This window comes from Aquitalea sp. FJL05 (assembly GCF_003852595.1).
Classification (GTDB): Bacteria; Pseudomonadota; Gammaproteobacteria; order Burkholderiales; family Chromobacteriaceae; genus Aquitalea; species Aquitalea aquatilis.
On sequence record NZ_QAJS01000003.1, the window covers coordinates 152,957 to 179,449 of the forward strand.

The window sequence follows — 26,493 nt, forward strand, 5'->3', positions numbered from 1 at the left end:
ACACCGGCCGGCCCGGCTGTGGAAAAATAACGCTTTTGCCTGCATGGATTAACTGCGGTCCATAACCTGCCGCGCCGGCAAACCCGATTCAGGCAGCAAACCACACGGTTTGCGCCCTACCCGTCATAAGGAAACAGCATGTCCCGCAATCTCGAACTGTTTGAACGTGGCAAGAAAACCATCCCCGGCGGCGTCAATTCGCCGGTACGCGCCTTCGGCTCGGTAGGCGGCACGCCGCGTTTCGTCAAAAAGGCCCTGGGCGCACACTTCTGGGATGCCGACGACAAACAGTACATCGACTACATCGGCTCCTGGGGCCCGGCCATCGTCGGCCATGCCCACCCCACCGTGATCAAGGCGGTACAGGATGCCGCCGTGGACGGCCTGTCCTTTGGCGCGCCTACCGAAGCCGAACTGGATATCGCCGAAGAAATCTGCAAGCTGCTGCCCTCGGTCGAGCAAGTGCGCCTGGTATCGTCCGGCACCGAAGCCACCATGAGCGCCATCCGTCTGGCCCGTGGCTTTACCGGCCGTGACGCCATCGTCAAGTTCGAAGGCTGCTACCACGGCCACTCCGACAGCCTGCTGGTCAAGGCCGGTTCCGGCCTGCTGACCTTTGGCAACCCCTCTTCCGGTGGCGTGCCGGCCGACTTCACCAAGCACACCCTGGTGCTGGAGTACAACAACGTCGAGCAGCTGGAACGCACCTTCCAGGAAATCGGCGACCAGATCGCCTGCGTCATCCTGGAGCCGATTGCCGGCAATATGAACCTGATCAAGCCCTCGGCCGAATTCGTGCAAACCCTGCGCGCCCTCACCGAAAAACACGGCACGGTGCTGATCTACGACGAAGTGATGACCGGCTTCCGTGTTGATCTGGGCTGCGCCCAGGCGCTGCACGGCATCAAGCCCGACCTCACCACACTGGGCAAGGTGATTGGCGGCGGCATGCCGCTGGCGGCCTTTGGTGGCCGCGCCGACATCATGGGCTGCATCTCGCCGCTGGGTAATGTCTACCAGGCCGGCACCCTGTCCGGCAACCCGGTGGCCGTGGCTGCCGGCCTGACCACGCTCAAGCTGATTCAGGAACCGGGCTTCCACGCCACCCTCAGCCGCCGCACCGCCCGCTTGGCCCAAGGCCTGGCCGAAGCGGCCAAAGAAGCCGGTGTGCCGATGGCCACCGACAGCGTGGGCGGCATGTTCGGCATCTATTTTTGCGATGCCGTGCCTAGCAGCTATGCCGAGGTGACCGCTTCCGACCGCGCCCGCTTCAACCGCTTCTTCCACGCCATGCTGGAAGAAGGCGTGTACCTGGCCCCGTCGGCCTACGAGGCCGGTTTTGTCTCCATTGCCCATACCGACGAAATCATCGAGCAGACCATCGCCGCCGCCCGCCGCGCCCTGGCCCGCATCTGAGCGGCTGTTCAGGTTATTGACAAACCCTCTCTCGCTTTCTGAAAAGAAAGCGAGGCCCCCTTCTTCAATAGTTAGGGCAAGGGCGGGGGGATAGGGAATAGATGGGAAGGCTGCGGAATCAAGCAGTTAGTTGGAAGGCCCGGCTTTGCCGGGTCCAGTGCAATCGCACCAAATAACTTTGTCAGCAGCCTGGACAGCCGCCTGTGGGCGGCTGTTTTCATTTCCCGGCCACATGGCCCCATGCTTCACCCGTGGTCTGATACCGCCATCACCACTGCTGCCTGCCGACAGCTGAGGCACAATAGCGGGCTGTGCCATCTTGTTATCACCCCATGAATCCCATCCCCTCCCAGCGCCTGGCCTGGCGCATTCTGGCCAATGAAGCCGGCATCCGCCTTACCCCCTGCCTGCAGCAGCAGAGCGAGTCCGGCTGGAGCCGGGGCCGGGTGCTGCCGCTGGGGCGCTTGCTGGATCAGGCCGACCAGTGGGACTGGCTGAGCGCACAGGACAGGCTGGTGATCAGCCAGCTTGAGCGCACCCATCAACTGGCGGATGGCAGCAGTCTGGCCGAGCTGGAGGGAGAAGCAGCCCTGCCCCTGCTGCTGGGCCATCCCGCCTTGTTCCGGGAAGACGCGCCAGATCAGCCCCTCACGCTGGAAGCCGGGCAGGTCAGCCTGCTGATGCAGCGCCAGCAGCAGCAATTGCTGTTGCAGTTAAGTCCGCCGGGTATCGCCGCCTGTCAGCACTGTTTGTGGCAGCACAGTGGCGCCAATAGCCTGCTGGTGTACTGGCCGGGGCCGGAGATTCGCCAGCTGGCAGCCTTGCTTGGTCACAGCCTGACCGTGCCACTGGCGGCGCGCAAAAAACTGCTGGAGGCCATTGGCGACATGGTGCCGTGGCTGCCGATCGAGCTGGTGGATGCCGACTATGGCGATGACCTGCCCACCTGCCCGGCCGATAGCCGGCTGTTTGCCGTGCTGGTGCCGCTGCCGGAAGGCCTGCGCCTGCAACTGCGCTGCCGGGTGGCCGAGCATGCCGCCTGGTATCCGCCGGGGCGCGGACCATGGCAGCAGGTGGCGCTGGAACAGGGCCAGCCCATTCAGTTTCAACGCCAGTTGCAGCAGGAAAAACAGGCGCTGGCAGCCTTACTGGCAGATTGCCCGGCGCTGGCGGCGGCCCGGTCCGACCCCGACGGGGTGCTGGAATGGCTGCTGGCCGATCATGGCCAGGCGCTGGGCATTGTCGAACAGCTGCAAGCCATCGCCCCGCTGCGGCTGGAGTGCGTCTGGCCGCAAGGCCAGCGCCTGCGCATCCAGAGCAAGGCCGGCCTGCCCCAGCTGCGGCTGAAGGTGCAGCGCAAGCATGGCTGGCTGGAAGTGACCGGCGAAGTACAGGTGGACGAAGACCGTGTGCTGCAGCTGCGCCAGCTGCTGGAGGCGCTGGCCAATCAGCCCGGCCAGTATCTGCGCCTGTCCGAGCAGGACTGGCTGGCCTTGTCCGACAGCCTGGCTGCCCGGCTGCAACAGCTGGCGCTGCTGGCCGACCACGCCGTGCCCGGCGGCCTGCGGCTGAGTCTGCTCAGTGCGCCTGCGCTGGCTGCGTTGGGTGAGCAGATCGGCAGCTTTGCCGGCGATGCCGACTGGCAGCAGCGGCTGGCGGCTTGGGACAGCCTGCGCGACTATGCCCCGCAAGTGCCGGCCAGCTTGCAGGCCAACTTGCGGCCCTATCAGTTGCAAGGCTTTGCCTGGCTGGCGCGGCTGGCGCATATCGGGGCCGGGGCCTGTCTGGCCGACGACATGGGGCTGGGCAAGACGGTGCAGACGCTGGCGCTGCTGCTGGACCGCGCCCATCTCGGGCCGCAACTGGTGGTGGCCCCCACCTCGGTGGCGCTCAACTGGCTGGCCGAGGCCGCCCGCTTCGCTCCCAGCCTGCGCTTGCGCCCTTATCAACAGCAACGCGACTTATCCACAGTCGGGCCGCAGGATCTGGTGATTGCCAGCTACGGCCTGCTGCAATTGCAGGGCGAACAGTTTGCCGCCGTGCACTGGGCCAGCGTGGTGCTGGACGAGGCGCAGGCCATCAAGAATGCCAGCACCAAGCGCGCCCAGGCCGCGCAAAGCCTGCGGGCGGATTTCCGCCTGGCCGCCAGTGGCACGCCGGTGGAAAACCATCTGGGCGAGCTGTGGAGCCTGTTCCGCTTCGTCACTCCCGGCCTGCTGGGTAATGAGGAGCGCTTCCAGCAGCGCTTTGTCCAGCCGATTACCGAGGGGGATGAAGAGGCCCGCGCCACGCTCAAGGCCATGATCCAGCCCTATCTCTTGCGCCGTACCAAGGCGCAGGTGCTGACCGAGCTGCCGCCGCGCACCGACATCACCCGCCGCATTCCCCTGTCCGAGCAGGAGCTGCACGTGTACGAGGCCATGCGCCAGCAGGCGCTGCAAAAACTGGCCGAGGTCGACAGCCAGGACAAGAAGACCATGCAGGTGCTGGCCGAGCTGACCCGCTTGCGCCGCTTCTGCTGCCACCCCGCCCTGCTGCAGCCGGACACCGCCCTGCCCGCCAGCAAGTTTGCCGTGTTCTGCCAACTGCTGGGCGAGCTGCTGGACAACGGCCACAAGGCGCTGGTGTTCAGCCAGTTTGTCGATCATCTGGCACTGGCGCGGCAATGGCTGGATGCGCAGGGCATTGCCTACCAGTATCTGGATGGCGCCACGCCGGGCAAGCAGCGCAAGGCGCGCATGGATGCCTTTCAGGCTGGCGAGGGTGATGTCTTCCTGATCAGCCTGAAAGCCGGTGGCACCGGCCTCAACCTGACGGCGGCCGACTATGTGATCCACCTGGACCCGTGGTGGAATCCTGCGGTGGAAGACCAGGCCAGCGACCGCGCCTACCGCATGGGCCAGCAGCGGCCGGTTACCGTGTACCGGCTGGTGGCGGAAAACACCATCGAGGAAAAAATCGTCGCCCTGCATGCGGAAAAACGTGCGCTGGCCGACAGCCTGCTGGAAGGCGGCGACATGGCGGCCCAGCTGGATGGCGAGGCTTTGCTGGCCTTGTTGCAGGACTACTGACGCTTGTTTTGCTCAACATCCTATGTGAATATCCAAATTCGTATCTATTTGGAATAATAAAATGTTGAGTAGATTATTGTTTGCCAGCGTATTGGCGGCGCTGGCCGGATCGGCCTTGGCCGATTCGCTGACCAATACCGCGTCCGAGAAAATTTCGGTAGGTGCCGTGTCGGTGGTGGCCGCGCCGGTGGTCAGCATCGCCGGCAGTGCCACCGGACGTGGCGAATCGGTCTTGGGGCCGGTGCTGGCGGTGACCGGCAGTGGCTATGTGATTGTTGGCCTGGTTGAAGGCTCGGGCGATGTCATCAAGCTGACGCTGGAGTCGGTGCAGGGCGGGGCCAAATTATTGGTGGAATTGTCGCGCAGCACGGTCAAGGCTTCCGGCGCGGCCATCGGCAGTGCGGTACAGGTCACCGCCACGGCCAGCGGTACCCTGCTGGTGGTGTCTGGCAAGGTGCTGGCCTTTATCCCCAACAAGCTGGGCGAAGCCCTGCTGGAGCATAGCCGTGTCCCGTCGTGAAACTTGCTTGAAATGGCTGCTGGTAGCGGCGTGCTGCCTGCCTTTGCTGGCCCATGCCGGCCAGGCATGTGAAGAAAAACCGCTGACGCCGGAAACCTTCCGGCTGGCCATGCAGACTGCCGAACAGTTGCAGACCAAGCTCAATGAGGTGGACAGCAATGTGGTGGTGGTGGGGCGCATGGGGCAGGACCTGTCCAAATACGGCCTGCGCTATACACATTTTGGCATCATGTTCCGCCCGGAAACCGGTGGGCGCTGGCGGGTGGCACACTTGCTGAACGAGTGCGGCACGGATCGTTCCGACTTGTGGTACGAGGGCCTGGGCAATTTCTTCCTCGACGATATGTTCCGCTTCGATGCGGTGCTGCTGGTTCCGCCGCCCGCAGTCGTTGAGCGCCTGTTGCCAAACTTGCGGGCCGGCCGTCCTTTGCGCACCCTGCACACGACGCGCTACAACATGGTGGCCTATCCCTTCTCCACTCGCTACGAAAATTCCAATACCTGGGTACTGGAAACGCTGGCCGCTGCTTCCACGACCGAAACACGCATCAACAGCCGTGAGCAGGCGCAGATGTGGCTGAAGCTGAACGGATATCAGCCAAGCGAAATGAATATCGGCCCGATGACCCGACTGGGTGGCCGCATGTTCAAGGCCAATGTGGCATTTGACGATCATCCTAACGAATTGCGTTATAACGACCGCATCCAGACGGTTTCGGTGGATTCCATCATCCACTTTTTCGATGAACGCAATGAAGGCTGGAAAATCATCGAGCTGCCTGGCCCGCAAGCGCGCCGCTTCTGAGCCTGCCCTACTGCCTTAGTGGCTGAACTGCTGTAACAGCCGCTTGCGCAGTTCGGCAATGCCGCTGCCCACGGCAGAGGACAGCTGGCTGTAGCGGGATGGCCCCACCGCCAAGGCCTCGCGCGCGGCATCGAACTGGCCCTGGTTGATCAGTTCGGCCACGCGCGCGGCTTCCAGATGGAATTGGCGGTGGTTTTCCACCAGCTGTACAAACACGCTGGTGTGGCCGCAATTGACCCGGCCCTCGCCATCTAGCCAGCGGCCCAGCTCGCAGCCACAACAGTCGCCAATCTGCGCGGCATCCAGCTGCCTGCCCTCCAGCATGGCCGTGCGTAGTTCCAGCTTCAATTCGAAATGCAGCAGCAGGGCATCTTCTAGATTCATGCCTATTTCCCCGACGACACTTCTCCCGAGTTCTTACTATAGCCAGCCACTGCTGGCGTGATGGGAATTGTCATGCGGCAAGCCACCAGGGCCTGTTAACACTATGTTTTCTGCGGCGCAGGCCCTGAAAGGTTGTCAATGCAAGGCGGAGGGTGCCGCGCTTGGTGGCCCCAAGCGCAAATCCGACAACGCGGCAGTGGCAAGCTGGTCGGGCCTGCCCTGCGGGGCGGATGTTGAGCGGCGCACTGCCTTGTCAAACCGCGCTGGCAGGGAATGCCCTGCGGCGCGCGGTTTTTCGTGCATTGCATCCCCTCAACATCCGCCGCCGTGAAAAAAATAGCGTTAACAGGCCCTAGCTGCGGTGCCAGGACTGATGGGTGGTCTGGGCCAGCTGCCGGCGATTGGCCTCGCCGGCCTGCGCGGCCTGCAAAAAGCCATCCAGGGAAATGTGTGGCGGCCAGGCGGCCGTGACCGGCTGCCATTGTTGCAGACGGTCGATGCGGAAATGACGATAGTCCTGGCGCAGCAGACACCAGGCCGCCAGCGTCCAGCGATTGCCCCAGAAAAACAGGCCCAGTGGCAATACGCAACGCTGGCTGGCGTGGCCTAGTTCATCCTGATAGTCGATGGCCAGCGCCTGGCCGGACAGTATCGCCTCGCGCAATGGTGCCAGCCGCTCGCAGGGATAGTCGTGATGCTGCGGCACAAACAGTGGTGCCGGCGTCAGCCCGGCCGAGCCCAGCACCGCGTGAATCTTGGCCAGTGCGCCGGCTGCTGCGCTGGCGGTGGCGGGGTCGGTCCAGCCGGCCAGCATGCGCGCACCCACTTCCAGTGCCGCCAGTTCCGCAGCAGAAAAGCTCAATGGCGGCGGGCTAAAGCCCTGTTCCAGCCAGTAGCCCTCCCCCGGCTCGCCATTGACTGGCGCACCACTGCCGAGCAAGTCGGCCATGTCGCGGTAGACCGTGCGTACCGACACTTCCAGCCAGGCGGCCAGTTGGGCTGCCGTGGTGCGGCGGCGGCCGCGCAGCAGGTGGAGGATTTGCAGTAGACGGTCGGCACGGCGCATGGTGCGGGTCCTGCTTTAGTGCGGCAGCGGGCTGCACAACTCCAGCAGCATGCCGTCCGGGCAGCGCAGGAAAGACACGGTCTGGCCCCAGGGTTTGACCTGCGGCGCAGCCAGCTCGCTGGCACCGGCAGCCAGTGCCGCCTGATGCGCCGCTGTCACATCATCGGTAGCCAGGGCAATTTCCACACCAAGCGGCAGCGCGCCAGCATCGGCAAAGCGAAAGCCCTCGGGATGATTGCTCAGGGCCAGTGACTTGCTGGCAAAGGACAGGGTGGTGTCGCCGGTGTCCAGCTCGCCATAGTCGCCTTCCGGCGTGAGAAAGCGCCGGGAAAAGCCGAATGCCTCTTCAAAAAAGGCCAGCGAGCTGGCGACATCGGCCACATAAACAATGGTGTAGGCAAATTTCATCCTGCTTCCTTTCCTGCTGTGGCGCGGGGCTGCTGCTCCTGCGCCAGTGCGATGACGTTGGCGATGGCCTGCCGTGCCTGCGGGCTGTTATGCCAGCAGCTGGAGCCAAGGGCTTGCGCCACTTGCCAGGTGATGTCGGCGGCTTCCTGGCCAGCCAGCTGGCTCAGACTGCTAAAGCCTAGCTGTTCCAGCCGGGTGATCACCGTGGGGCCAACCCCTTTGAGTGCCAGCATTTGCTGGCGTTCCTGTGCGGAAAACGGCATGGAGCGGCTCCGGTTGTGCTGGCCGGCAAGTGGCGTGTGGCGACTGCCAGCCAAGCTGGAATGAGCATGATATCCGCTAGCGGACTGGCCTGCCTCAGGGTTCCACATGCAGGCCGATGCTATTGCCTTCGCTATCTTCTATCAGTGCGATATCGCCATTGCCGTCTTCCAGCGTGGAGATGGGCAGCAGCACCTTGCCGCCAGCGGTTTTTACCCGCTGCAGCGTGGCAGCCAGATCCGGCCCGCCATCCAAGTAGATTTGACAACCCTGACCACCGGCCGGCAGGCGCGGGCTGGCCATGATGCAGCCGGAGCTGTCGGGAAACACCGCGATGTGATCAGTCATGCAGTCTTCCTGCTTCAGTTGCAGCTGCAATACCTGCTGATAAAAGGCAACGGCGCGGTCAAAGTTGGCGGCGGGGATTTCAAACCAGTGAATCAGCGACATGGATGGCTCCGAAAAGGGCTACGGCGGGGTTGCCGTGTTCACAGCATGCGCGCCCCCTGCTGACAGCATATTGTCAGTAGCTGGTGGCATGGTGGGCTGTGGATGCAAAAAAACCACCGGTCGGCAAACGCGGTGGTCGGTGGTGCTGCCCGGAGCCTGTCTGATCCGCTGCTTGGAGCGGCTAACAAAAGCGTAGCGTCCCCAGGGCAAGGAGCTGCAACAGGGTTTTTGTTAGCCGTGCCTAGTCCAGCTGGCCGGCCAGGGCGGCCAGTACGCGGGCGCTGGTGGCCTGCGGGTGGGCGGTGATGCGCAGCATGTGGCGCACGGCCGGGTGTTGCGGACGGTGGATGGCAATGCCGCATTGCAGGAGATGGCGCTGGATGGCCTCGGCCTGCAGCGCATCCGGGTAGGCCACACAGACGAAATTGGTGTGCGAGGGCAGCGGCGTCAGGCCCTGATCGTACAAGGCATGGCTCAGGTGATGACGCAGGGTGATGGTTTGCGCCACCAGCTTGCGCGAGTAGTCCGGGTCATCCAGCACGATTTGCGCCGCGGCCTGGGCAATGCTGGACAGCGCATATTGCGGACGGATCTGGTCGGCCTTGGCGATGATGTCGGCACTGGCGATGGCATAGCCCACGCGCAGCCCGGCCAGTGCATAGGCCTTGGACAGGGTGCGCAGGCGCAAGGTGTGCGGCAGGATGCCCGTGGGCGGGGCATCGGCGGCATCGGTGCAGAAATCGACATAGGCCTCGTCCAGCAGCAGCAGGGTATGCGGCGGCAGCGCGGCGCGCAGGGTGCGGATGTCTTCGGCCTGCCAGTAATGGCCGGTGGGATTGTCCGGATTGGCCAGATACAGCACCGAGGCATGCTCGGCACGGGCCACTTCGGCCAGCCGCGCCAGATCCGGCCGCATGTGCTGGCCACGCTGGCAATAGGGCACTTCCAGCACGCGCGCACCTACGCCTTCGGCAAAGTAGCGGAAGCTAGGATAGGTACCCGCGGTGGTGACCACGGCCTCACCCGGGTTACAGGTGAGGCGCAGTGCCAGCAGGATCAGGCTGTCGGCGCCAGTATCGAACAGCACTTCAGCCGCACTTACGCCATTGAGTTTTGCTGCCCGCTCACGCAAGGCATGGGCATAGGGGTCGGGATACAGCCTGGCCATTTCCGCCAGCGCCTTGCCCAGTTCGCCGGCCAGTGGCGATACCGGATCCGGCAGGCTCTCGTTGGAGCCGATGCGGGTCTTGATGCGGTGCCCCAGCGCCGTTTCCAGCTTCACGATGCCGGGAAAGGGATTGACGATGGTGTGGTGTTCGAGATGGCGGGCAAAACGGGTCATGGCGGCTTTCGTCCTTGCAGCAGAACATTCTAGATGGCGACGGGGCGGCGACAAATCAGCAGATCAGCTAACGATAGCATCCCGCAGGATAAGGCAGCCAAGACCGGCGGCACGGCAGTGTAGCGCTGGCGTGGGCCGGCGCTGCTGTGCCAGGGGTAAAAACCGGTAAAGGGGGCCGCTCAAGGGGCTGGTCTGGCCTCTGCCGCCGGTGCCGAGGCATGGCTGCGGGTTGGGTCCGGCTTGGGAAGATACAGGTTGCCTTTATAGCCACAGGCAGTCACGACAAGGCTCAGGGCAAGGCAGGTCAGCATGGTTCGCAGCATAAAAAGCAGTCCGGTGTGGCAAAATCCCGAGTCTAGCACACGCGATTCAAGGAAGAGACGACATGAACGAGAGCGAATTTCTGGATGTGACCGACCGCATTTTCAGCCGGATCGAAGATGCCATCGACGATGCCGGCGTGGATGCCGACTTTGTCAGCAATGGCAATGTGCTGGAAATCGAATTCGACGACGGCGGCAAGATCGTGGTCAACCGCCATGCCGCCAATCAGGAACTATGGATCGCAGCCAAGAGCGGCGGCTACCACTTTGCCTTCAAGGATGGCCAGTGGCTGGCGGCACGTGACGGTGCCGAGTTCTTCAGCACGCTGAAAACAGCCATCGCCCAGGCTTGTGGCGAGCCGGGGCTGGAGCTGGATATCTGATGCAGGCTGTGTGGCTGGCGCTGGGCGGGCTGGTGGTCTCGGCCTTTACCTCATCCACCATCCTGCCGGGCAACTCCGAAGTGGTGCTGGCAGCCTTTCTTTACAAATGGCCGGACTGGCTGTGGCCGGCCCTGCTGCTGGCCACCGTGGCCAATAGTGCCGGCAGTGCCACCAGCCTGTGGCTGGGGCGGGTGGCTCCCAAAAAGGAAGTGTCACCGCGCATCCGCCGCTGGTTTGAGCGCTATGGCCCGGCGGTACTGTTGCTCAGCTGGGTGCCGCTGATCGGCGATGCCCTACCGCTGGCCGCCGGCTGGCTGCGCCTGCCCTGGTTGCCCAGCCTGTTGTGGCTGACCGTGGGCAAGGCAGTGCGCTATCTGGTACTGGCCTGGGGCGTGCTGGCGGCGCTGCATGCCTGATCATGCGCAAGCGGGTTGGCATGTGCTGGCGCTGAGGGTTTACAATTCAGGCAATTCTTATCTCGAGCTTCCATGAGCCAACATATTCCCCGCAAACGCTTTGGCCAGAATTTTCTGCAAGATGCCAGCGTGATTGAAAACATCGTGCACGCGGTCAATCCGCAGCCTGCCGATGTGGTCATCGAAATCGGTCCCGGTCTGGGCGCCATTACCAAGCCGCTGCTGGATCGCCTGCCGCATCTGCATGTGGCGGAAATCGACCGCGACATCATCGCCCGCCTGAAAAAGGAATTCCCGCCGGAACGCCTGACCATCCATGAAGGCGATGCGCTCAAGTTCGACTTTGGCTCCATTAGCGATGGCGCGTTCAAGATTGTCGGCAACCTGCCCTACAACATCTCCACCCCGCTGCTGTTCCACCTGGCCAGCTTTGGCCAGCGTGTGACCGACATGCACTTCATGCTGCAAAAAGAAGTGGTGGACCGCATGCTGGCGGAGCCTTCCACCACCGATTTCGGCCGCCTGACGGTGATGCTGCAGTACCGCTTTGAAATGGAGCTGGTGCTGAACGTGCCGCCGGATGCCTTCTGGCCGCCACCGAAAGTGGATTCGGCCGTGGTGCGCATGATTCCGGCCCCGGGACGCTGCGGTGTGGCCCGTGATGAAAAAGCATTGGAAGAACTGGTGACCAAGGCCTTCTCGCAGCGCCGCAAGACCCTGCGCAACAACCTGAAGGGTGTGCTGGAACTGGCCGATTTCGAAGCGCTGGGCATAGACCCGGGCCTGCGGCCGGAAAACCTGGCCGTGGAGGATTTTGTCCGCATGGCGAACCACCTGTCCGCCTGAACTGTCGCAACAAATTGACAAGTGCTGCCCCGCTGGCGGCACTTGTTGCAGTGCCGCTTGCATACTGTCGCCACTGGCCGCAGAATCGCAAACCTTTCACCCCGGCCTGGTCGGGGTGTGCAGTAATACAGGGAGAGCCGCCCGCATAAAGAGGCGGTGACTGTAAGCAGGACATCCGGCAGCGTCCGGCTGGCAGGTAAACGGGGGTTTACCGGTCGTACCAGCCTGGCTGTGCCTGTTACCTGCTGCTGGATAATCCAGCCTATAACAGCAGTGTCCGCGGTCTTCGGGCTAAGGGCAGTGATCGATCAAGGACCCCAGGAGAAACTTATATGAAGCTTTGCACCCGTCTTATCTCTGCAGCAACCCTGGCCGCTCTGGCCAGCACCCCGGCATTTGCCGCCGAATTGACCGGCACCCTGAAGAAAATCAAGGAGTCCGGTGTCATCGTACTGGGCAACCGCGATGCCTCCATTCCTTTCTCCTACTACGACAATAACCAGAAGCCCATTGGCTACTCGGTCGATCTGGCCAACAAGGTTGTCGAAGAAGTGAAGAAAGAGCTGAAAATGCCGAACCTGCAGGTCAAGTACAATCTGGTGACCTCGCAGACCCGTATCCCGCTGGTACAGAACGGTACGGTCGATCTGGAATGTGGCTCCACCACCAATAACGTCGAGCGCCAGAAGCAAGTGGCCTTCTCGGTGGGCATCTTCGAAATCGGCACCCGCCTGCTGACCGCCAAGACCTCCGGTGTGAAAGACTTTGCCGACCTGAAAGGCAAGAACGTCGTCACCACCGCCGGTACCACTTCCGAGCGTCTGCTCAAGGCCATGAATGCCGACAAGCAACTGGGCATGAGCATCATCTCTGCCAAGGATCATGGCGAATCCTTCCTGATGCTGGAATCCGGCCGTGCCGTGGCTTTCATGATGGACGATGCCCTCTTGTACGGCGAAATGGCCAAGGCCAAGAGCCCGGCCAACTGGGTGGTCACCGGCAAGCCGCAGTCGTTTGAAATCTATGGCTGCATGCTGCGCAAGGACGACGCTGCCTTCAAGAAGGTAGTGGACGACGCCATCAAGGCCACTTACAAGTCCGGCGAAGTGAACAAGATCTACGCCAAGTGGTTCACCAGCCCGGTTCCGCCCAAGGGCCTGAACCTGAGCTTCCCGATGTCCGAAGTGGTGAAGGAACTGATCGCCAAGCCGACCGACAAGGCCGCCGAATAAGCGATCCCTTGCTGTAGTGCAGATGATGAGCCGGCAGATGCCGGCTCAATTGCTGCCTGCCTGTTTTCCCTCCGTGCTACCGGCTATAACGGCAGCACGGGGCGGTGGCGCATCTGCCTTTGCTGTCTGCCCAAGAGCAGGCAGGGACTTCATCCGACTCCCATGGTTTCCCGCTACCGGGAGGCATGCGGCTGTCGGCAGCAGACGCTTGCGTCTGCTTGCATCAGGAGAAAAACATGAACTACCACTGGGACTGGGGTATTTTTTTCAAGTCCACCGGTGTCGGCAGTGAAATCTACCTGAACTGGTTTGTTTCCGGTCTGGGCTGGACTATTGCCGTGGCGCTGGCTGGCTGGGCGATTGCCCTGCTGCTGGGCTCGGTACTGGGTGTCATGCGCACCCTGCCGGGCAAGCTGCTGCCCACCATCGCCACCACCTATGTCGAGTTGTTCCGTAACGTGCCGCTGTTGGTGCAGTTGTTCATCTGGTACTTCCTGGTACCGGACCTGCTGCCCACGCCGCTGGAAATGTGGTTCAAGCAGGGCATCAGCCCGGCGGCATCCGCCTATCTGTCGGTGGTGGTGTGCCTGGGCCTGTTTACTGCCGCCCGCGTTTGCGAGCAGGTACGTACCGGTATTCAGGCGCTGCCGCGCGGTCAGAACAATGCGGCGCTGGCCATGGGCTTTTCCACGGCGCAGGCCTACCGTTTCGTGCTGCTGCCGCAGGCTTTCCGCATCATCATTCCGCCGCTGACCAGCGAGTTTCTGAACATTTTCAAGAACTCCTCGGTGGCCTCGCTGATTGGCCTGATGGAGCTGTTGGCGCAAACCAAGCAAACCGCCGAGTTTTCCGCCAATATTTTCGAAGCCTTCACCCTGGCAACGCTGATCTACTTTGTCCTCAACATGAGCCTGATGGGCTTCATGGCCTGGGTGGAAAAGCGGGTGCGCATTCCCGGCATGATGGGAGGTAGCAAATAATGGCCCTTGATTTCAGTCAGATCATCCCCGCCCTGCCCGGCCTGGCCGATGGCATGGTGCTGACGCTCAAACTGCTGGTGATGGCAGTGGGCGGCGGCGTGGTACTGGGCACCCTGCTGGCGCTGGCGCGACTATCGGACAACCTGCTGCTGTCGCGGCTGGCCAAGTGGTACGTCAATTACTTCCGTTCGATACCGCTGCTGCTGGTCATCTCCTGGTTCTACCTGGTGGTGCCCATGGTACTGAGCTGGATCACCGGCGACCTGACCCCGGTGGGGGCCTTTACCTCCTGCCTGGTGGCCTTCGTGATGTTCGAGGCGGCGTATTTCTCCGAAATCGTCCGCGCCGGCATCCAGTCCATTTCGCGCGGGCAGATCAATGCCGCCTACGCGCTGGGCATGAGTTATGGCCATGCCATGCGGCTGGTGATCCTGCCGCAGGCTTTCCGCAAAATGATGCCGCTCTTGCTGCAGCAAAGTATCATCCTGTTCCAGGACACCTCGCTGGTGTATGCGGTGGGCTTGATGGACTTTCTCAATACCGCCCGCTCCAAGGGCGATGTCGTTGGTTTGCCGCATGAATTCCTGCTGTTTGCCGGTGCGGTTTACTTCGTGATCAGTTTCGGCGCGTCGCAATGGGTGAAGCGTCTGCAAAAAAGGTTTGCTGTATGAGCGCGATGATTAGCATCAACAATGTAAGCAAGTGGTATGGCGACTTTCAGGTACTGACCGACTGCACCACCGGCGTCAAAAAAGGCGAGGTGGTGGTGGTGTGCGGGCCGTCCGGTTCCGGCAAATCCACCCTGATCAAGTGCGTCAATGCGCTGGAACCTTTCCAGAAAGGTGAAATCATTGTCGACGGCATCGCGGTGGGCGATCCGAAAACCGATCTGCCCAAGCTGCGCAGCCGTGTCGGCATGGTGTTCCAGCATTTCGAGCTGTTCCCGCATCTGTCCATCACCGAGAACCTGGCCATCGCCCAGGTCAAGGTGCTGGGCCGCAGCCAGGACGAAGCGCGGGAAAAGGGCCTGAAGCTGCTGGATCGCGTTGGCCTGAAAGCCCATGCCCACAAATTTCCCGGCCAGTTGTCCGGTGGTCAGCAGCAGCGCGTGGCCATCGCCCGTGCGCTGGCGATGGACCCCATCGCCATGCTGTTCGACGAGCCGACCAGTGCGCTGGACCCGGAAATGATCAATGAAGTGCTGGACGTGATGACCGAGCTGGCCCAGGAAGGCATGACCATGATGTGCGTCACCCACGAAATGGGCTTTGCCCGTCGGGTGGCACACCGCGTCATCTTCATGGACAAGGGTGCCATCGTGGAAGACTGCGACAAGGATGCCTTTTTTGGCGACATCAATGCCCGCTCCGAGCGTGCCCGTCAGTTCCTGTCGAAGATTCTGCAACACTAAGCACTGCAGCAAACCAGAAACCCGGCAACGCCGGGTTTTTTTATGCCGAGCCGGTAGGCTTGCTCAGGCAACTAAGCAGGATATTTTCCCAATATTGCTTAATAGCGCCATGGCTATGACATTGTTATTGTTATTAGTTGATAATACTTACAAATGATGTAAACGTTAATGTATTATCATTGGAGAAAATTACCTGCTAACCTCTCTGCACCGCGCCTACACTGACGATAGCGCTAACCTTTCCAGCCAGACCAGTCCATGTATTCAACCCGCTATCTTGGGCGTCAGCCCATCGTTGATGCCAACCAGCAGTTGGTGGCTTACGAACTGTTGTTCCGCTCCAGCCAGGCCAATGTCGCCAGGGTCGACGACGACGTGATGGCGACCACGGCGGTGATCCGGCATGCCTTTGTCGATCTGGGCGTGGGCGAGGTGCTGGGTGACCGTCTGGGCTTCATCAATGTCAGCGAAACCCTGCTGATGGATGATCTGCTGGATGTGCTGCCTTGTGACAAGGTGGTGCTGGAAATCCTGGAAACGGTAAAGGTGACGCCGCCCTTGCTGGAGCGACTGGCCGAGCTGCGGCGCAAGGGTTTCCGGCTGGCGATGGATGATGTGGTGGAGCTGGATGCCGACAGATTGGCCCTGCTGCCGCTGGTGGACATCGTCAAGATCGACCTGGTGGCACTCAACCTGCTGCAATTGCGTCAGCTGGTGGCCGATCTGGCGGGCTTCCCCGGCATTCTGCTGGCGGAGAAGGTGGATACGGTAGAGCAGTTCGAACTGTGCCGCGAGCTGGGCATCCAGTGGTTCCAGGGCTATTTCTTTGCGCGCCCCACCGTGCTGTCCACCCGCCAGGCCAATGCCAGCCAGCATGCCATGCTCAGCCTACTGGGCTTGTTGATGAGCGATGCCGACAACGACGAGCTGTCCCAGGCGCTGAAACTGGCACCGGACGTGGTGCTGATGCTGATGAAACTCAGCTCGACGGCCTCGGCCGCGACCCGACGGCCGGTGGCCTCGGTGAGCGAGGCCATCATGTTGCTGGGGCGGGCCAAGATCAAGCGCTGGTCAATGCTGTTGCTGTTTGCCAGCAATGCCACCGATATCCAGCCGCAGCGCAACCCGCTGCTGGAGCTGGCGGCCACGCGCGGCCGCATCATGGAGCTGCTGGCCGAAGCCTGCTATCCGGAGCGGCGCGATGTCAGGGAAAGTGCCTTCATGATAGGCATGCTGTCGCTGGTGGATGTGCTGGTACAGCAGCCCAAGGCCGAGGTGATTGCCAGCCTGCCGATTGAGGACAGCCTGAAAGAAGCCGTACTGGAAGGCCGCCATGTGCTGGGCGAATTGCTGCGTGTGGCGCTGAGTCTGGAAGACGATGCCGCCCCGCATCCGGCAGGCTACGACCCGGAAGTGCTGATGCGGGTGGAAACCCAGGCGCTGGACTGGGTCAACAGCATGTGGAAGTAAACACCGGGCAGCCTGCCGCACCACACCGGCCTGCTGCCCGCGTCATTAGGCCGATCTGGCTTCTGCGCCGTCCTGATCATGCAGCCGGCTGAGCAAGCCCTGCACCCGTTCATTGTCCCTGGGCAGCCAGTCCAGCATCTCGCGCAGCATCTGGTCGTATTCGCTGGTGTCCTGGTTTTTCTTGCGCAGCTGCTCCCGTACCCGTAACAGAATGGCGCAGGCATTCATGCCGGTGCGCTCGTTGTACAGGCGCATCGCCATTTCATGCAGCATGCGCCCGGCCTCGGCCGCGCGGCCTTCTGTGGTCAGTTCCACGGCCTTGTTGCTCTGTTCCTGCAGTTCGGCATAAGCGTGTTCGATCAGCTCGCTGCAATGGGCATGCTTGCGGGCGATTTCCAGCAGCGTGGCCAGTTCATGGCGGCTGTAGGCAAAGCGCATGGTGATGGTGCGGGTCCAGCTGGCCAGCAGCTCAGGCTCGATCAGCGTTTCCGGCAGGCGCACCACGGCACCCAGAAAGCGCTGGGCCGATTCAAAATGGACAAAGGACTTGAGCAGATCGTCGGCCGCCAGCTTCAATTGCGCCAGTGCTTCTTCGGCTCTTTGCTGTACCAGCGCAGTCAGCGCCTTGCAGGTCAGCAGGGTGAATTGTGCTTCCGGGCGCTCGGCCAGGCTGGCGCTGATATCGGCCTGCAGGCGGTCGATATACTGGGTGTTGCCGGTTTCGGAATAGGCCTGCAGCAGGTCTATCAGTACTTCCGGGCCAAAGAAATTATTGTTGCGGCCGATTTCCACTGCACGTTGCAGGTATTGCGCACCTTTTTCCGGGTCGCCGGAGCGCAGCGCCGCCGTGCCGCAGCTTTTCAGCCGGTGAAAATTGCGCGGCGAGATATTCACGGCCTTTTCCAGTACATCCACCGCCTGGGCGTACTGGCCCTCGTCGATCAGGTTCTGCGCCAGCAAGTCGTAGGCATCGGTATACAGCGGTGCATCCTGGATGATTTCCTTGAGCAGCTCGCTGGACTCGCCCTGCATGCCCTGGTCGGCCTGGATGCGCGCCACGCCCATCTTGGCCCAGGGAATCACCTTGCTTTCCAGCAGCGCCTGATAGATGTGCAGCGCTTCGCCCTGCCGCCCTTCAGTCACCAGCAGTTCGGCGCACAGCCGGTTGGCATCGAGGCGATTCATCGGGCCGGGGGCGGCGGCTACCAGTTGCTGCAGGGTGCTGATGGCGGCGCTGCGGTTGCCCTTTTCCAGCTGCTCGTGTGCCGGTGCCAGGAAGGACTTGCGCCGGTGTGCGCTGTTCATGCGGGTCAACAGCAGATTGGAGTTGAAGGGCTTGAGGATGTAGTCGTCCGGTGCCATTTCCGCCGCTGCCACCACCCGCTCGTATTTGCGCTCGCCGGTAATCATGATCCAGATGGTGGACAGTGGCAGGGTGCCGGTCTTGCGCAGTGCTTCCAGCAGCTCCTGGCCATCCATGCCGTCACCCAGATTGTAGTCGCACAGCACAACATCAAAGCGGCGTCCCTTCAGGCGTGCGCGCCCTTCTGCCGCACTGCTGACGGCATCGGAGCGGGTAATGCCGGCCATGGACAGCATGGTGCGCAGGCTCTGGCGTACCGTGAGGGAGTCCTCGATGATGAGGACGGTGGTGTTTTCGTCAAAGTACATCAGCTATTTTCCAGCCGGCGCGCCGCACCGTGGGTGCCGACGTGCACGGGTTGTGCGCATATCTCAGACGATATCCAGATGATCGATGCCTTCCAGCGGATCGCGGCCCTTGGAGCTTTCACTGTACAACTTGATTTTCAGACGCAGGTCGTTGATCGAGTCGGCATTGCGCAGCGCGTCTTCATAACTGATATAGCCCGCTTCGAACAGGTCGAACAGCGACTGGTCGAAGGTTTGCATGCCGGACTCGCGCGAACGGCCCATGACTTCCTTCAGCCCGGCAATTTCACCCTTGAACACCATGTCGGAAATCAACGGCGTATTCAGCAGGATTTCCACTGCCGCCACCCGGCCACGGCCAGTCTTGATCGGCAACAGTCGCTGCGAAATGATGGAGCGCATGTTCAGCGACAAATCCATCAGCACCTGCTGGTGCCGCTCTTCCGGGAAGAAGTTGAGAATGCGGTCCAGTGCCTGGTTGGCATTGTTGGCGTGCAGTGTGGCCAGGCACAGGTGGCCGGTTTCGGCAAACTGCAACGCGTAGCCCATGGTTTCCCGGTCGCGGATCTCACCCATCAGAATCACGTCCGGCGCCTGACGCAGGGTGTTTTTCAGCGCGATTTCCCAGTCTTCGGTATCCACGCCCACCTCGCGCTGGGTCACGATGCACTTCTTGTGCTGATGCACGTATTCGATGGGGTCCTCGATGGTGATGATGTGGTCCTGGTTGTGGCTGTTGCGCCAGTCCACCAGTGCCGCCAGCGAGGTGGATTTACCCGAACCGGTACCGCCGACGAAAATCACCAGTCCACGCTTGATCAGCGCGATGTCCTGCAATACCTCCGGCAAATTCAGCTTGTCGAAGGTGGGAATCTCGGTATTGATCTTGCGCATCACCATGCCGGCACAGCCCTGCTGGATAAAGGCGCTGACCCGGAAACGGCCCAGCCCCGGCGGGTTGATGGCGAAGTTGGCTTCCTTTTTCGACTCGAACTCTTCGGTCTGGCGGTCATTCATCACCGAACGCACCAGCTCCTTGGTGTGTTGGGCCGACAGCGGCTGTGGGGCCACCGGGGTGATCTTGCCGTCTATCTTCATGGCCGGGGGAAATTCGGCGGAAATGAAGATATCGGAGGCATTCTTGCCCACCGCATGCTTGAGCAGATCGTGAATGAATTTTGATGCCTGGTCTTTTTCCATGATGGCCATCCGGGCTGGCTAGCTTGCCTGCTGAAGTTTAGAACGCATCCTTGGATGCCGCCTTCTGGCGTGCCTCGTTCGGGGCCACGATATTGCGCCGCACCAGCTCCTGCAGGCACTGGTCCAGTGTCTGCATGCCGTGTTGCTGGCCGGTCTGGATCATCGAATTGATCTGGGCGATCTTGTTTTCGCGGATCAGGTTACGAATGGCCGGCGTGCCTATCATGATTTCATGGGCAGCAACCCGGCCATTGCCGTCCTTGGTTTTGAGCAAGGTCTGCGAAATCACCGCACGCACCGACTCCGACAGCATGGAGCGCACCATTTCCTTTTCACCGGCCGGGAACACGTCGACGATACGGTCGATGGTCTTGGCGGCCGAACTGGTATGCAGCGTGCCGAATACCAGGTGGCCGGTTTCCGCTGCGGTCAGCGCCAGGCGGATGGTTTCCAGATCGCGCAATTCGCCCACCAGGATCACATCCGGGTCCTCACGCAGCGCCGAGCGCAGCGCATTGGAAAAACTGTGGGTCTGCAAGCCGACTTCACGCTGGTTGATCAGCGATTTCTTGCTGTCATGCACGAATTCGATTGGGTCTTCCACCGTCAGGATGTGCGAATAATTGTTCTCGTTGACGAAATCCACCATCGCCGCCAGCGTGGTGGACTTACCCGAGCCGGTCGGGCCGGTCACCAGCACCAGGCCGCGCGGATAGCTGGCGATATCCTGGAAGATCTTCGGCGCGCCCAGCTGTTCCAGCGTCAGCACCTTGGACGGAATCACACGGAACACCGCGCCCATGCCACGGTTCTGCACAAAGGCATTGACCCGGAAGCGCGCAATGCCCGGCAGTTCGAAGGAGAAGTCACACTCGAACTCGTCTTCGAAAATCTTGCGCTGGTAGTCGTTCATGATGTCGTACACCATATCGTGCACATCATGATGATCCAGCGGCGGCAGATTGATGCGCCGCACGTCGCCATGTACCCGGATCATGGGTGGCAGACCAGCGGACAGGTGCAGGTCCGATGCCTTGTTCTTGACGGTAAAAGCCAAGAGCTCGGAAATTTCCATTTATAATTTCTCCACGATTACCCGGCGGTGGGCATGACGCTAACGTTTTTTTGCGATTGTAAGCGCAAGCTGTTGCAAAAGGATATGTGGACAGCAATCTAAGCGGCACGTCCTGCTGTTTTCTTTGTAGAGACAGCCCGCCATCGCCACAAGGAACACCATGAGCGATTCCGTCGCACACGCCATCGAACACGTCCGGCAGCAGATCCACGCCGCCGAAGCCGCCGCCGGGCGCACGGCCGGCAGCGTCCGCCTGCTGGCGGTGAGCAAGACCTTTCCCGCCAGTGCCGTGCAACAGGCTTACGCCGCCGGCCAGCGGGCCTTTGGCGAAAACTATGTGCAAGAGCTGCAGACCAAGGCGGCAGAGCTGGCTGCGCTGGACATCGAGTGGCACTTCATCGGCCCGCTGCAATCCAACAAGACCCGCATCGTGGCGGAAGCTGCGCACTGGGTGCATTCCATCGAGCGGCTGAAGATCGCCCAGCGCCTGTCCGAGCAGCGGCCGGACAGCCTGCCGCCCTTGCAAGTGTGCGTGCAGGTGAATGTGTCCGGCGAAGCCAGCAAGAGCGGCTGCGCCCCGCAGGAAGCCAAGGCACTGGCCCTGGCGGTGGCGGCGTTGCCCCGCCTGCAACTGCGCGGGCTGATGTGCATTCCGGAGCCTACCGAGGATGCCGCCAGACTGGCCGGCCAGTTTGCCCTGCTGCAGCAATTGCAACAGGAATTGCGTGCTGCTGGCCTCGCATTGGATACTGTATCCATGGGAATGTCCGCTGACATGGCACAGGCCATCGCTGCGGGCAGCACCATGGTGCGCGTCGGTACTGCCATTTTCGGTGCGCGGCACTATCATTCATAGGTTGGCATTCATAAGCGGGCAACCGGCATGCAGCGCGGCCGGACCGCATACAAGAGTCAAAGAGGAAAAATAGGCAATGCAGATTACCTTCATCGGCGGCGGCAATATGGCCACGGCCATCATCGGCGGCCTCCACCAGCAGGGCGGCCATCATATCCACGTGGTGGACCCGAATGCCGCCAAGCTGGCCGAACTGGCCCGTGATTTTGGCGTGAGCACGTCGAGCGATTTGCCGGAACAGCTGTCGGCCGACGATATCGTGCTGCTGGCGGTCAAGCCGCAGCAGCTCAAGGAAGTCTGCCAGGCACTGGCCCCGCGTCTGAATGGCGGCATGGTACTGTCCATCGCCGCGGGCATCCGCTGCGATGCCATGGCGCGCTGGCTGGGTAGCGAGCGCATTGTGCGCGTGATGCCCAATACCCCGGCCATGGTGGGCAAGGGTGTTTCCGGCCTGTATGCCGCCGGTGGTGCCAGCGCCGCCGACCGCGACCATGCCGAGACCATCATGCTGGCGGCCGGCATCACGGTATGGCTGGACAAGGAAGAAGGCATCGACGACATTACCTGCGTTTCCGGCAGTGGCCCGGCCTATGTCTTCTATTTTATTGAAAGCATGATCGAAGCCGCCGAGCAAGCTGGTTTTGCTGCCGACGAAGCGCGCCGGCTGGTGCTGGCCACCTTTGACGGTGCGGTGGAGCTGGCGCGCCAGAGCCCGCTGCCGGTGGCCACCCTGCGCACCAATGTCATGTCCAAGGGCGGTACCACCGAACGCGCCATCGGCCGCTTCGAGGCAGAAGGCGTCAAGGCGGCCATCATCGCCGGTGCCATGGACTGCCGTGACCGCTCCATCGAAATGGGCCAACAACTCAGTCAGGATTAAAGCTTCATGTTTCTGGAAACCGTGCAATTTCTGATCAAGACCATCGCCGACCTGTTCGTGCTGGTATTGCTGCTGCGTTTTTACCTGCAGGTGGCGCGGGCGCCGTTCAAACACCCCCTGTGCCAGTTTGTCATGGCGGCCACCAACTTCGCCGTGCTGCCGCTGCGCAAGCTGCTGCCTTCGCTGCGTGGTTACGACAGTGCCACCATGCTGCTGGCCTGGCTGGTCAGCATGGTTTCCAGCGTGATCATTCTGGCGCTCAATCCCATGTACACCCTGGCCGCGCCGGAAACCTGGCTGGCCCTGTCGCTGCTGGCGGTGCTGGATGTATTCAAGCAGTCGCTGACCCTGCTGATGGGGGCGGTCATCGTGCAGGCGGTGCTGAGCTGGGTGAATCCCTATAATCCGCTCAGCCCGATTCTGGATGCGCTGACCCGCCCGTTTCTCCGCCCCTTCCGCCGCGCTGCCGTGGGCGGGGTCGATTTGTCGCCGCTGATTCTCTTCCTGATCATCCAGGTCATTTTGATGCTGCCGGTGCATTTCCTGGAAAGCAGCTTCTTGATGCAACTCAAGGTGGCGATGTAACAAATATGTTTATTTGTCATGCTCTGCCGCATCTGAAAAGATGTAGTGTAATTTCCTCAATGATCTGGAGAATCGTGATGAAGAAAATGCTGCTTGCTGCCCTGCTGCTGGGTACTGCTGCCGCTCCGGCCATGGCCAATCAGGCGCTGGCACAAAAGAACAACTGCCTGTCCTGTCATGCGGTTGATCACAAGGTAGTTGGCCCGGCCTACAAGGACGTTGCCAAGAAATACGCTGGCGACAAGGGTGCTGAAGCCAAGCTGATCGCCAAGGTGAAGGCTGGTGGTTCCGGTGTGTGGGGCCCGATCCCGATGCCGCCGAATGCCCAGGTCAGCGATGCCGACATCAAGACCCTGGTCAAATGGGTTCTGGCGCAAAAATAAGCGTCATGCAGTAGCGCAAGGCGGCCTTTGGCCGCCTTTTTCATGTGACAGGCTTGTTACCAGCCTGGATTGGCGCTATACCGAGTGTCAGCAGCAGGTGACGCCGAAGAAGGCGAATTGTCGTTGGCAGTTGCACAAATCCGATACCGTGGGTAATCTTCTTCGCCTGTCTGCCAACTCTCATGCTGGAAGCACCAAAATTATGGCCAAGCTGACCGAACAAGATATTCTCAACTGGGAAGGCGATGATTACATGAACGCCGACCATCTTGAGTTCTTCAAAGACCGGTTGTTGCAGATGCAGCAGGAGTTGTTGATCAACGCCAATGCCACTGCCAACCATTTGCAAGAGCAGGAAGCAACCCCGGACCCTGCGGACCGGGCCACGCTGGAAGAAGAGTATGCACTGGAGCTGCGCACCCGCGATCGTGAGCGCAAGCTGCTGCAGAAGATCCAGGCCTCCATCCGTCAGATTGACGATGGTTCCTATGGTTTCTGTGAAGACACCGGTGAGCCCATCGGCCTGCGCCGCCTGATGGCCCGTCCCACCGCTACCCTGTCGGTGGAAGCCCAGGAACGCCGCGAACGCATGAAGCGTCAGTACGCAGACTGATCCGCTGCGGCGTTCTGCCCAACAAAGCGTCATCGCCTTGCGATGGCGCTTTTTGTTTTTTTGCCGGTGCTTGTCAAGTACATAAGGGCTTGTCGGCCTTGGCTGGTACGGGTATCTTGCTGCTATGCAAGGTAAAAACGATATCAGCTAGGGACAAACATGCAACGCCAGACCGACGACGTAAGAATCAGCGAAATCAAAGAGTTACTGCCTCCTATCGCCCATCTGTACGAACTGCCGATTACCGAAACCGCTTCCGAAGTCATCTACACCACGCGCAAGGACATTGCGGCCCTGCTGCGCGGCGAGGACGATCGCCTGCTGGTGGTCATCGGCCCCTGTTCCATCCATGATCCGGAAGCAGCCATCGAATACGCGCGCAAGCTCTCCACCCTGCGCAACAGCCTGGCTGGCGAGCTGGTGGTGGTGATGCGTGTCTACTTTGAAAAACCGCGCACCACGGTTGGCTGGAAGGGTCTGATCAACGACCCGCACCTGAATGAATCCTACGATATCAATACCGGCCTGCGCCTGGCCCGCCGCCTGCTGCTGACCCTGAACGACATGGGTATTCCGGCGGCCACCGAATTCCTCGACATGATCACCCCGCAATACTTTGCCGACCTGATCAGCTGGGGTGCCATTGGTGCGCGTACCACCGAAAGCCAGGTTCACCGTGAACTGGCCTCCGGCCTCTCCTGCCCGGTGGGCTTCAAGAATGGTACCGATGGCAATCTGAAGATTGCCGTGGATGCCATTCGCTCGGCCAGCGTGTCGCACCATTTCCTGTCGGTCACCAAGACCGGCCATTCCGCCATCGTTTCCACCGGTGGCAACCCGGATTGCCATGTCATCCTGCGCGGTGGCAAGGAACCCAACTATTCGGCCGATCACGTATGTGCGGCCGCTGCCGAACTGGCCGCCGTGGGCCTGTCGCAAAAGCTGATGGTGGATTTCAGCCATGCCAACAGCCGCAAGGATTACCGTCGCCAGATGGAAGTGGCCGATGATGTGGCCGCCCAAATGGCCGCCGGCGATCAGCACATCTTCGGGGTGATGGTGGAAAGCCATCTGGTGGAAGGCCGCCAGGATCTGAAGCCGGGCTGTGAGCTGAATTATGGTCAGAGCATCACCGACGCCTGCATCGGCTGGAATGATACCGAGAAGCTGCTGACCACCCTGGCTGATGCAGTCAAGGCGCGTCGTGCCAAACTGGGTGTGGTCGGCGGCAAGTAAGCCGGTCGTCTCCCGCAAGAAAAACGCTGCCCTGGGCAGCGTTTTTTATTACCAGTACCAAACAGCAAGGTTCAGCTGCCTTGCAGCGCCACCTGGCCTGGGCTGCTGGTTTCCGGCTCGGCATGACGACGCACTGCCCAGCACACGCCGCCCAGCAACAACAGCATGGATGCCAGCTCCAGCGGCCGTGGCCAGCGTTGCAGCCAGACAAAGCCGTACAGCAAGGCAAAGACGGTTTCAAACACGATCAGTTGGCCGGACAGCGTGGGTGGCAGACGGCGGGCGGCGGCGTACCACAGCGCGTTGGCCAGCCAGGACCCGCCCAGCGCGCAGCCGGCTGCCGCCAGCCAGAACAGCTGCCAGTGCTGGGCCGTGGTGGCGTGGCTGACCATGGGCAGGCCCAGCCAGTGGCAAGCCAGCCACAGCAGCAGCCCCATCACCCCGGTGACCATGCCCAGCAGGCAAGACCACTCATGGCTGTCAAAACAGGGCCGCCGGCGCAGATAGCGGGCATTGCTGGCGGCAAACCAGCTCCAGCAGGCCAGTGCACCCAGTGCAGCCAGCACCCCGCTCAGCCGCGCCCAGCTGCTCTGGCTGCCATGGCTACCGGCAAAGGTATCGATATTGATGCAGACAATGCCGGCCAGCACCATCGCCAGCGGCCAGCGCAACTGGCGTAGCGACAAGGCCCCCTCATCTTTCAGTCCTAGCAGGGTGATGGTGACTGGCAGCACACCGACAATCAGCGAAGCCGGGGCAATGCCTACCAACTGGATGGCCGCGGCCAGCAGGATGAAATACAGCAGATTACCCACCAAGGACAGGCGGGCCAGCATCAGGATATCCTCGCGCTGCAAGTGTGCGCGCAGGCGGCCGGCCAGCGGCAGCGCCAGCAGCAGGGAAATCAAGCCATACAGACTGAAGCGCACGGCGCACAGCAGCCAGGGGCTGAATTCCGGCAATACCTGCGGCACCATCAGCACCAGTCCCCACACCGCCCCGGCCATGCCGGCATAGCCTATACCCCGTTTCATCTGCTGCTCCCTGCCATTGTGCTAAACAAGGGCAAGGCTAAGCCGGCCGGCCTTGCCCGACAAAGGATATCTCGGCATTCACGCATTCCTTAGAGGAATGGCTTGCCAGTGGTCACCCTATCTGGATTAATAGTCTGGCAATGACACGATGCGGATCGGGAATGCCACCATCTGGT

29 protein-coding genes are annotated in these 26,493 nt (G+C 61.4%); 18 read left to right on the forward strand and 11 right to left on the reverse strand.

What is annotated here, in order from left to right; translation table 11 throughout:
• Positions 1–138 precede the first annotated feature (138 nt).
• From hemL to DBR44_RS02785, 4 genes are all read left to right on the forward strand, one after another.
• Entirely contained in the window at positions 139–1,416 is a 1,278-nt protein-coding gene (gene hemL, locus DBR44_RS02770; RefSeq protein WP_124641823.1) for a glutamate-1-semialdehyde 2,1-aminomutase, read from the forward strand.
• Positions 1,417–1,748: 332 nt separating this feature from the next.
• The gene (locus DBR44_RS02775) at positions 1,749–4,487 is read left to right on the forward strand and encodes a DEAD/DEAH box helicase (RefSeq protein ID WP_124641825.1); all 2,739 of its coding nucleotides are present in this window, start codon (positions 1,749–1,751) and stop codon (positions 4,485–4,487) included.
• Positions 4,488–4,548: 61 nt separating this feature from the next.
• Complete coding sequence (locus DBR44_RS02780; RefSeq protein WP_124641827.1) at positions 4,549–5,007, forward strand: hypothetical protein; 459 nt, start codon at positions 4,549–4,551, stop codon at positions 5,005–5,007.
• Positions 4,994–5,812: a DUF2145 domain-containing protein gene (locus DBR44_RS02785; RefSeq protein ID WP_233578326.1), complete on the forward strand. Its 819-nt coding sequence runs from the start codon at positions 4,994–4,996 to the stop codon at positions 5,810–5,812. Before DBR44_RS02780 ends, DBR44_RS02785 begins: the two co-directional genes overlap by 14 nt.
• Positions 5,813–5,827: 15 nt before the next feature.
• Here the strand turns inward: DBR44_RS02785 and DBR44_RS02790 are convergent, their stop codons facing one another.
• From DBR44_RS02790 to DBR44_RS19705, 7 genes are all read right to left on the reverse strand, one after another.
• A complete protein-coding gene (locus DBR44_RS02790; RefSeq protein ID WP_124641829.1) occupies positions 5,828–6,196 on the reverse strand; it encodes a CZB domain-containing protein in 369 nt (122 codons plus the stop codon).
• Positions 6,197–6,548: 352 nt separating this feature from the next.
• A complete protein-coding gene (locus DBR44_RS02795) occupies positions 6,549–7,262 on the reverse strand; it encodes a YafY family protein (RefSeq protein ID WP_124641831.1) in 714 nt (237 codons plus the stop codon).
• Positions 7,263–7,277: 15 nt separating this feature from the next.
• Positions 7,278–7,670, reverse strand: a complete 393-nt coding sequence (locus tag DBR44_RS02800) for a VOC family protein (RefSeq protein ID WP_124641833.1) — start codon at positions 7,668–7,670, stop codon at positions 7,278–7,280.
• Positions 7,667–7,933 carry a helix-hairpin-helix domain-containing protein gene (locus tag DBR44_RS02805; protein WP_124641835.1) on the reverse strand — a complete coding sequence of 89 codons (267 nt, stop codon included), beginning with the start codon at positions 7,931–7,933 and terminating at the stop codon, positions 7,667–7,669. The genes DBR44_RS02800 and DBR44_RS02805 overlap by 4 nt, the downstream gene beginning before the upstream one ends.
• A gap of 94 nt (positions 7,934–8,027) precedes the next feature.
• Positions 8,028–8,381: a VOC family protein gene (locus DBR44_RS02810; protein ID WP_124641837.1), complete on the reverse strand. Its 354-nt coding sequence runs from the start codon at positions 8,379–8,381 to the stop codon at positions 8,028–8,030.
• Positions 8,382–8,622: 241 nt separating this feature from the next.
• Entirely contained in the window at positions 8,623–9,723 is a 1,101-nt protein-coding gene (locus DBR44_RS02815; protein ID WP_124641839.1) for a histidinol-phosphate transaminase, read from the reverse strand.
• Between the two features lie 179 nt (positions 9,724–9,902).
• A complete protein-coding gene (locus tag DBR44_RS19705; RefSeq protein ID WP_342773774.1) occupies positions 9,903–10,046 on the reverse strand; it encodes a lipoprotein in 144 nt (47 codons plus the stop codon).
• A gap of 62 nt (positions 10,047–10,108) precedes the next feature.
• On the opposite strand from DBR44_RS19705, the gene cyaY reads away from it, so the two are divergent.
• The 8 genes from cyaY to DBR44_RS02855 all read left to right on the forward strand — a co-directional run bounded on the left by cyaY (position 10,109) and on the right by DBR44_RS02855 (position 16,784).
• On the forward strand, positions 10,109–10,429 hold the full coding sequence (gene cyaY / locus DBR44_RS02820; RefSeq protein ID WP_124641841.1) for an iron donor protein CyaY: 321 nt from the start codon (positions 10,109–10,111) through the stop codon (positions 10,427–10,429).
• Positions 10,429–10,845 (forward strand): YqaA family protein, encoded by a 417-nt coding sequence (locus DBR44_RS02825; RefSeq protein WP_124641843.1) that lies wholly within the window; start codon positions 10,429–10,431, stop codon positions 10,843–10,845. Before cyaY ends, DBR44_RS02825 begins: the two co-directional genes overlap by 1 nt.
• A gap of 72 nt (positions 10,846–10,917) precedes the next feature.
• Entirely contained in the window at positions 10,918–11,691 is a 774-nt protein-coding gene (gene rsmA, locus DBR44_RS02830) for a 16S rRNA (adenine(1518)-N(6)/adenine(1519)-N(6))-dimethyltransferase RsmA (RefSeq protein ID WP_124641845.1), read from the forward strand.
• A gap of 332 nt (positions 11,692–12,023) precedes the next feature.
• Positions 12,024–12,923, forward strand: a complete 900-nt coding sequence (locus tag DBR44_RS02835) for a glutamate/aspartate ABC transporter substrate-binding protein (RefSeq protein WP_124641847.1) — start codon at positions 12,024–12,026, stop codon at positions 12,921–12,923.
• Between the two features lie 236 nt (positions 12,924–13,159).
• Positions 13,160–13,903, forward strand: coding sequence for an amino acid ABC transporter permease (locus DBR44_RS02840; RefSeq protein WP_124641849.1), 744 nt, complete (start codon positions 13,160–13,162; stop codon positions 13,901–13,903).
• Entirely contained in the window at positions 13,903–14,574 is a 672-nt protein-coding gene (locus tag DBR44_RS02845; RefSeq protein WP_124641851.1) for an ABC transporter permease subunit, read from the forward strand. Before DBR44_RS02840 ends, DBR44_RS02845 begins: the two co-directional genes overlap by 1 nt.
• A 5-nt stretch (positions 14,575–14,579) precedes the next feature.
• Positions 14,580–15,314: an amino acid ABC transporter ATP-binding protein gene (locus tag DBR44_RS02850; RefSeq protein ID WP_103525711.1), complete on the forward strand. Its 735-nt coding sequence runs from the start codon at positions 14,580–14,582 to the stop codon at positions 15,312–15,314.
• Positions 15,315–15,572: 258 nt separating this feature from the next.
• Complete coding sequence (locus DBR44_RS02855) at positions 15,573–16,784, forward strand: EAL and HDOD domain-containing protein (RefSeq protein WP_124641853.1); 1,212 nt, start codon at positions 15,573–15,575, stop codon at positions 16,782–16,784.
• 45 nt (positions 16,785–16,829) lie between these two features.
• On the opposite strand, the gene DBR44_RS02860 is transcribed toward DBR44_RS02855, so the two are convergent.
• The 3 genes from DBR44_RS02860 to DBR44_RS02870 all read right to left on the reverse strand — a co-directional run bounded on the left by DBR44_RS02860 (position 16,830) and on the right by DBR44_RS02870 (position 20,730).
• The gene (locus tag DBR44_RS02860) at positions 16,830–18,455 is read right to left on the reverse strand and encodes a response regulator (protein ID WP_124641855.1); all 1,626 of its coding nucleotides are present in this window, start codon (positions 18,453–18,455) and stop codon (positions 16,830–16,832) included.
• A gap of 63 nt (positions 18,456–18,518) precedes the next feature.
• Positions 18,519–19,655: a PilT/PilU family type 4a pilus ATPase gene (locus tag DBR44_RS02865; RefSeq protein ID WP_124641857.1), complete on the reverse strand. Its 1,137-nt coding sequence runs from the start codon at positions 19,653–19,655 to the stop codon at positions 18,519–18,521.
• A 37-nt stretch (positions 19,656–19,692) separates the two neighbouring features.
• A complete protein-coding gene (locus DBR44_RS02870; protein ID WP_124641859.1) occupies positions 19,693–20,730 on the reverse strand; it encodes a type IV pilus twitching motility protein PilT in 1,038 nt (345 codons plus the stop codon).
• A 160-nt stretch (positions 20,731–20,890) separates the two neighbouring features.
• Here DBR44_RS02870 and DBR44_RS02875 point away from each other — a divergent pair, with 160 nt between their 5' ends.
• The 6 genes from DBR44_RS02875 (at position 20,891) to aroG (ending at position 25,283) form a co-directional block, all read left to right on the forward strand.
• The gene (locus DBR44_RS02875) at positions 20,891–21,586 is read left to right on the forward strand and encodes a YggS family pyridoxal phosphate-dependent enzyme (protein ID WP_124641861.1); all 696 of its coding nucleotides are present in this window, start codon (positions 20,891–20,893) and stop codon (positions 21,584–21,586) included.
• A gap of 76 nt (positions 21,587–21,662) precedes the next feature.
• Positions 21,663–22,466 (forward strand): pyrroline-5-carboxylate reductase, encoded by an 804-nt coding sequence (gene proC / locus DBR44_RS02880; protein WP_124641863.1) that lies wholly within the window; start codon positions 21,663–21,665, stop codon positions 22,464–22,466.
• 6 nt (positions 22,467–22,472) lie between these two features.
• On the forward strand, positions 22,473–23,051 hold the full coding sequence (locus DBR44_RS02885; RefSeq protein ID WP_124641865.1) for a YggT family protein: 579 nt from the start codon (positions 22,473–22,475) through the stop codon (positions 23,049–23,051).
• Between the two features lie 77 nt (positions 23,052–23,128).
• A complete protein-coding gene (locus tag DBR44_RS02890; protein ID WP_124641867.1) occupies positions 23,129–23,434 on the forward strand; it encodes a c-type cytochrome in 306 nt (101 codons plus the stop codon).
• A gap of 202 nt (positions 23,435–23,636) precedes the next feature.
• Positions 23,637–24,047, forward strand: coding sequence for an RNA polymerase-binding protein DksA (gene dksA / locus DBR44_RS02895; protein WP_045845893.1), 411 nt, complete (start codon positions 23,637–23,639; stop codon positions 24,045–24,047).
• Between the two features lie 159 nt (positions 24,048–24,206).
• On the forward strand, positions 24,207–25,283 hold the full coding sequence (aroG, locus tag DBR44_RS02900; RefSeq protein ID WP_124641869.1) for a 3-deoxy-7-phosphoheptulonate synthase AroG: 1,077 nt from the start codon (positions 24,207–24,209) through the stop codon (positions 25,281–25,283).
• 71 nt (positions 25,284–25,354) lie between these two features.
• Here aroG and DBR44_RS02905 read toward each other — a convergent pair whose 3' ends face one another.
• Positions 25,355–26,317 carry a DMT family transporter gene (locus DBR44_RS02905; RefSeq protein WP_124641871.1) on the reverse strand — a complete coding sequence of 321 codons (963 nt, stop codon included), beginning with the start codon at positions 26,315–26,317 and terminating at the stop codon, positions 25,355–25,357.
• Positions 26,318–26,493 lie beyond the last annotated feature (176 nt).

What these genes read in the sequence shown, in the direction of transcription:
- proC (WP_124641863.1), top strand. Translation starts at nt 21,663, where the DNA reads ATGCAGATTACCTTCATCGGCGGCGGCAATATGGCCACGGCCATCATC.
- DBR44_RS02780 (WP_124641827.1), top strand. Translation starts at nt 4,549, where the DNA reads ATGTTGAGTAGATTATTGTTTGCCAGCGTATTGGCGGCGCTGGCCGGA.
- DBR44_RS02850 (WP_103525711.1), top strand. Translation starts at nt 14,580, where the DNA reads ATGATTAGCATCAACAATGTAAGCAAGTGGTATGGCGACTTTCAGGTA.
- DBR44_RS02795 (WP_124641831.1), bottom strand. Translation starts at nt 7,262, where the DNA reads ATGCGCCGTGCCGACCGTCTACTGCAAATCCTCCACCTGCTGCGCGGC.
- DBR44_RS02825 (WP_124641843.1), top strand. Translation starts at nt 10,429, where the DNA reads ATGCAGGCTGTGTGGCTGGCGCTGGGCGGGCTGGTGGTCTCGGCCTTT.
- hemL (WP_124641823.1), top strand. Translation starts at nt 139, where the DNA reads ATGTCCCGCAATCTCGAACTGTTTGAACGTGGCAAGAAAACCATCCCC.
- DBR44_RS02840 (WP_124641849.1), top strand. Translation starts at nt 13,160, where the DNA reads ATGAACTACCACTGGGACTGGGGTATTTTTTTCAAGTCCACCGGTGTC.
- DBR44_RS02890 (WP_124641867.1), top strand. Translation starts at nt 23,129, where the DNA reads ATGAAGAAAATGCTGCTTGCTGCCCTGCTGCTGGGTACTGCTGCCGCT.
- DBR44_RS02815 (WP_124641839.1), bottom strand. Translation starts at nt 9,723, where the DNA reads ATGACCCGTTTTGCCCGCCATCTCGAACACCACACCATCGTCAATCCC.
- DBR44_RS02790 (WP_124641829.1), bottom strand. Translation starts at nt 6,196, where the DNA reads ATGAATCTAGAAGATGCCCTGCTGCTGCATTTCGAATTGAAGCTGGAA.
- DBR44_RS02855 (WP_124641853.1), top strand. Translation starts at nt 15,573, where the DNA reads ATGTATTCAACCCGCTATCTTGGGCGTCAGCCCATCGTTGATGCCAAC.
- rsmA (WP_124641845.1), top strand. Translation starts at nt 10,918, where the DNA reads ATGAGCCAACATATTCCCCGCAAACGCTTTGGCCAGAATTTTCTGCAA.
- cyaY (WP_124641841.1), top strand. Translation starts at nt 10,109, where the DNA reads ATGAACGAGAGCGAATTTCTGGATGTGACCGACCGCATTTTCAGCCGG.
- DBR44_RS02905 (WP_124641871.1), bottom strand. Translation starts at nt 26,317, where the DNA reads ATGAAACGGGGTATAGGCTATGCCGGCATGGCCGGGGCGGTGTGGGGA.
- DBR44_RS02860 (WP_124641855.1), bottom strand. Translation starts at nt 18,455, where the DNA reads ATGTACTTTGACGAAAACACCACCGTCCTCATCATCGAGGACTCCCTC.
- DBR44_RS02835 (WP_124641847.1), top strand. Translation starts at nt 12,024, where the DNA reads ATGAAGCTTTGCACCCGTCTTATCTCTGCAGCAACCCTGGCCGCTCTG.
- DBR44_RS02865 (WP_124641857.1), bottom strand. Translation starts at nt 19,655, where the DNA reads ATGGAAAAAGACCAGGCATCAAAATTCATTCACGATCTGCTCAAGCAT.
- aroG (WP_124641869.1), top strand. Translation starts at nt 24,207, where the DNA reads ATGCAACGCCAGACCGACGACGTAAGAATCAGCGAAATCAAAGAGTTA.
- DBR44_RS02775 (WP_124641825.1), top strand. Translation starts at nt 1,749, where the DNA reads ATGAATCCCATCCCCTCCCAGCGCCTGGCCTGGCGCATTCTGGCCAAT.
- DBR44_RS02885 (WP_124641865.1), top strand. Translation starts at nt 22,473, where the DNA reads ATGTTTCTGGAAACCGTGCAATTTCTGATCAAGACCATCGCCGACCTG.
- DBR44_RS02845 (WP_124641851.1), top strand. Translation starts at nt 13,903, where the DNA reads ATGGCCCTTGATTTCAGTCAGATCATCCCCGCCCTGCCCGGCCTGGCC.
- DBR44_RS02810 (WP_124641837.1), bottom strand. Translation starts at nt 8,381, where the DNA reads ATGTCGCTGATTCACTGGTTTGAAATCCCCGCCGCCAACTTTGACCGC.
- DBR44_RS19705 (WP_342773774.1), bottom strand. Translation starts at nt 10,046, where the DNA reads ATGCTGCGAACCATGCTGACCTGCCTTGCCCTGAGCCTTGTCGTGACT.
- DBR44_RS02805 (WP_124641835.1), bottom strand. Translation starts at nt 7,933, where the DNA reads ATGCCGTTTTCCGCACAGGAACGCCAGCAAATGCTGGCACTCAAAGGG.
- DBR44_RS02870 (WP_124641859.1), bottom strand. Translation starts at nt 20,730, where the DNA reads ATGGAAATTTCCGAGCTCTTGGCTTTTACCGTCAAGAACAAGGCATCG.
- DBR44_RS02800 (WP_124641833.1), bottom strand. Translation starts at nt 7,670, where the DNA reads ATGAAATTTGCCTACACCATTGTTTATGTGGCCGATGTCGCCAGCTCG.
- dksA (WP_045845893.1), top strand. Translation starts at nt 23,637, where the DNA reads ATGGCCAAGCTGACCGAACAAGATATTCTCAACTGGGAAGGCGATGAT.
- DBR44_RS02875 (WP_124641861.1), top strand. Translation starts at nt 20,891, where the DNA reads ATGAGCGATTCCGTCGCACACGCCATCGAACACGTCCGGCAGCAGATC.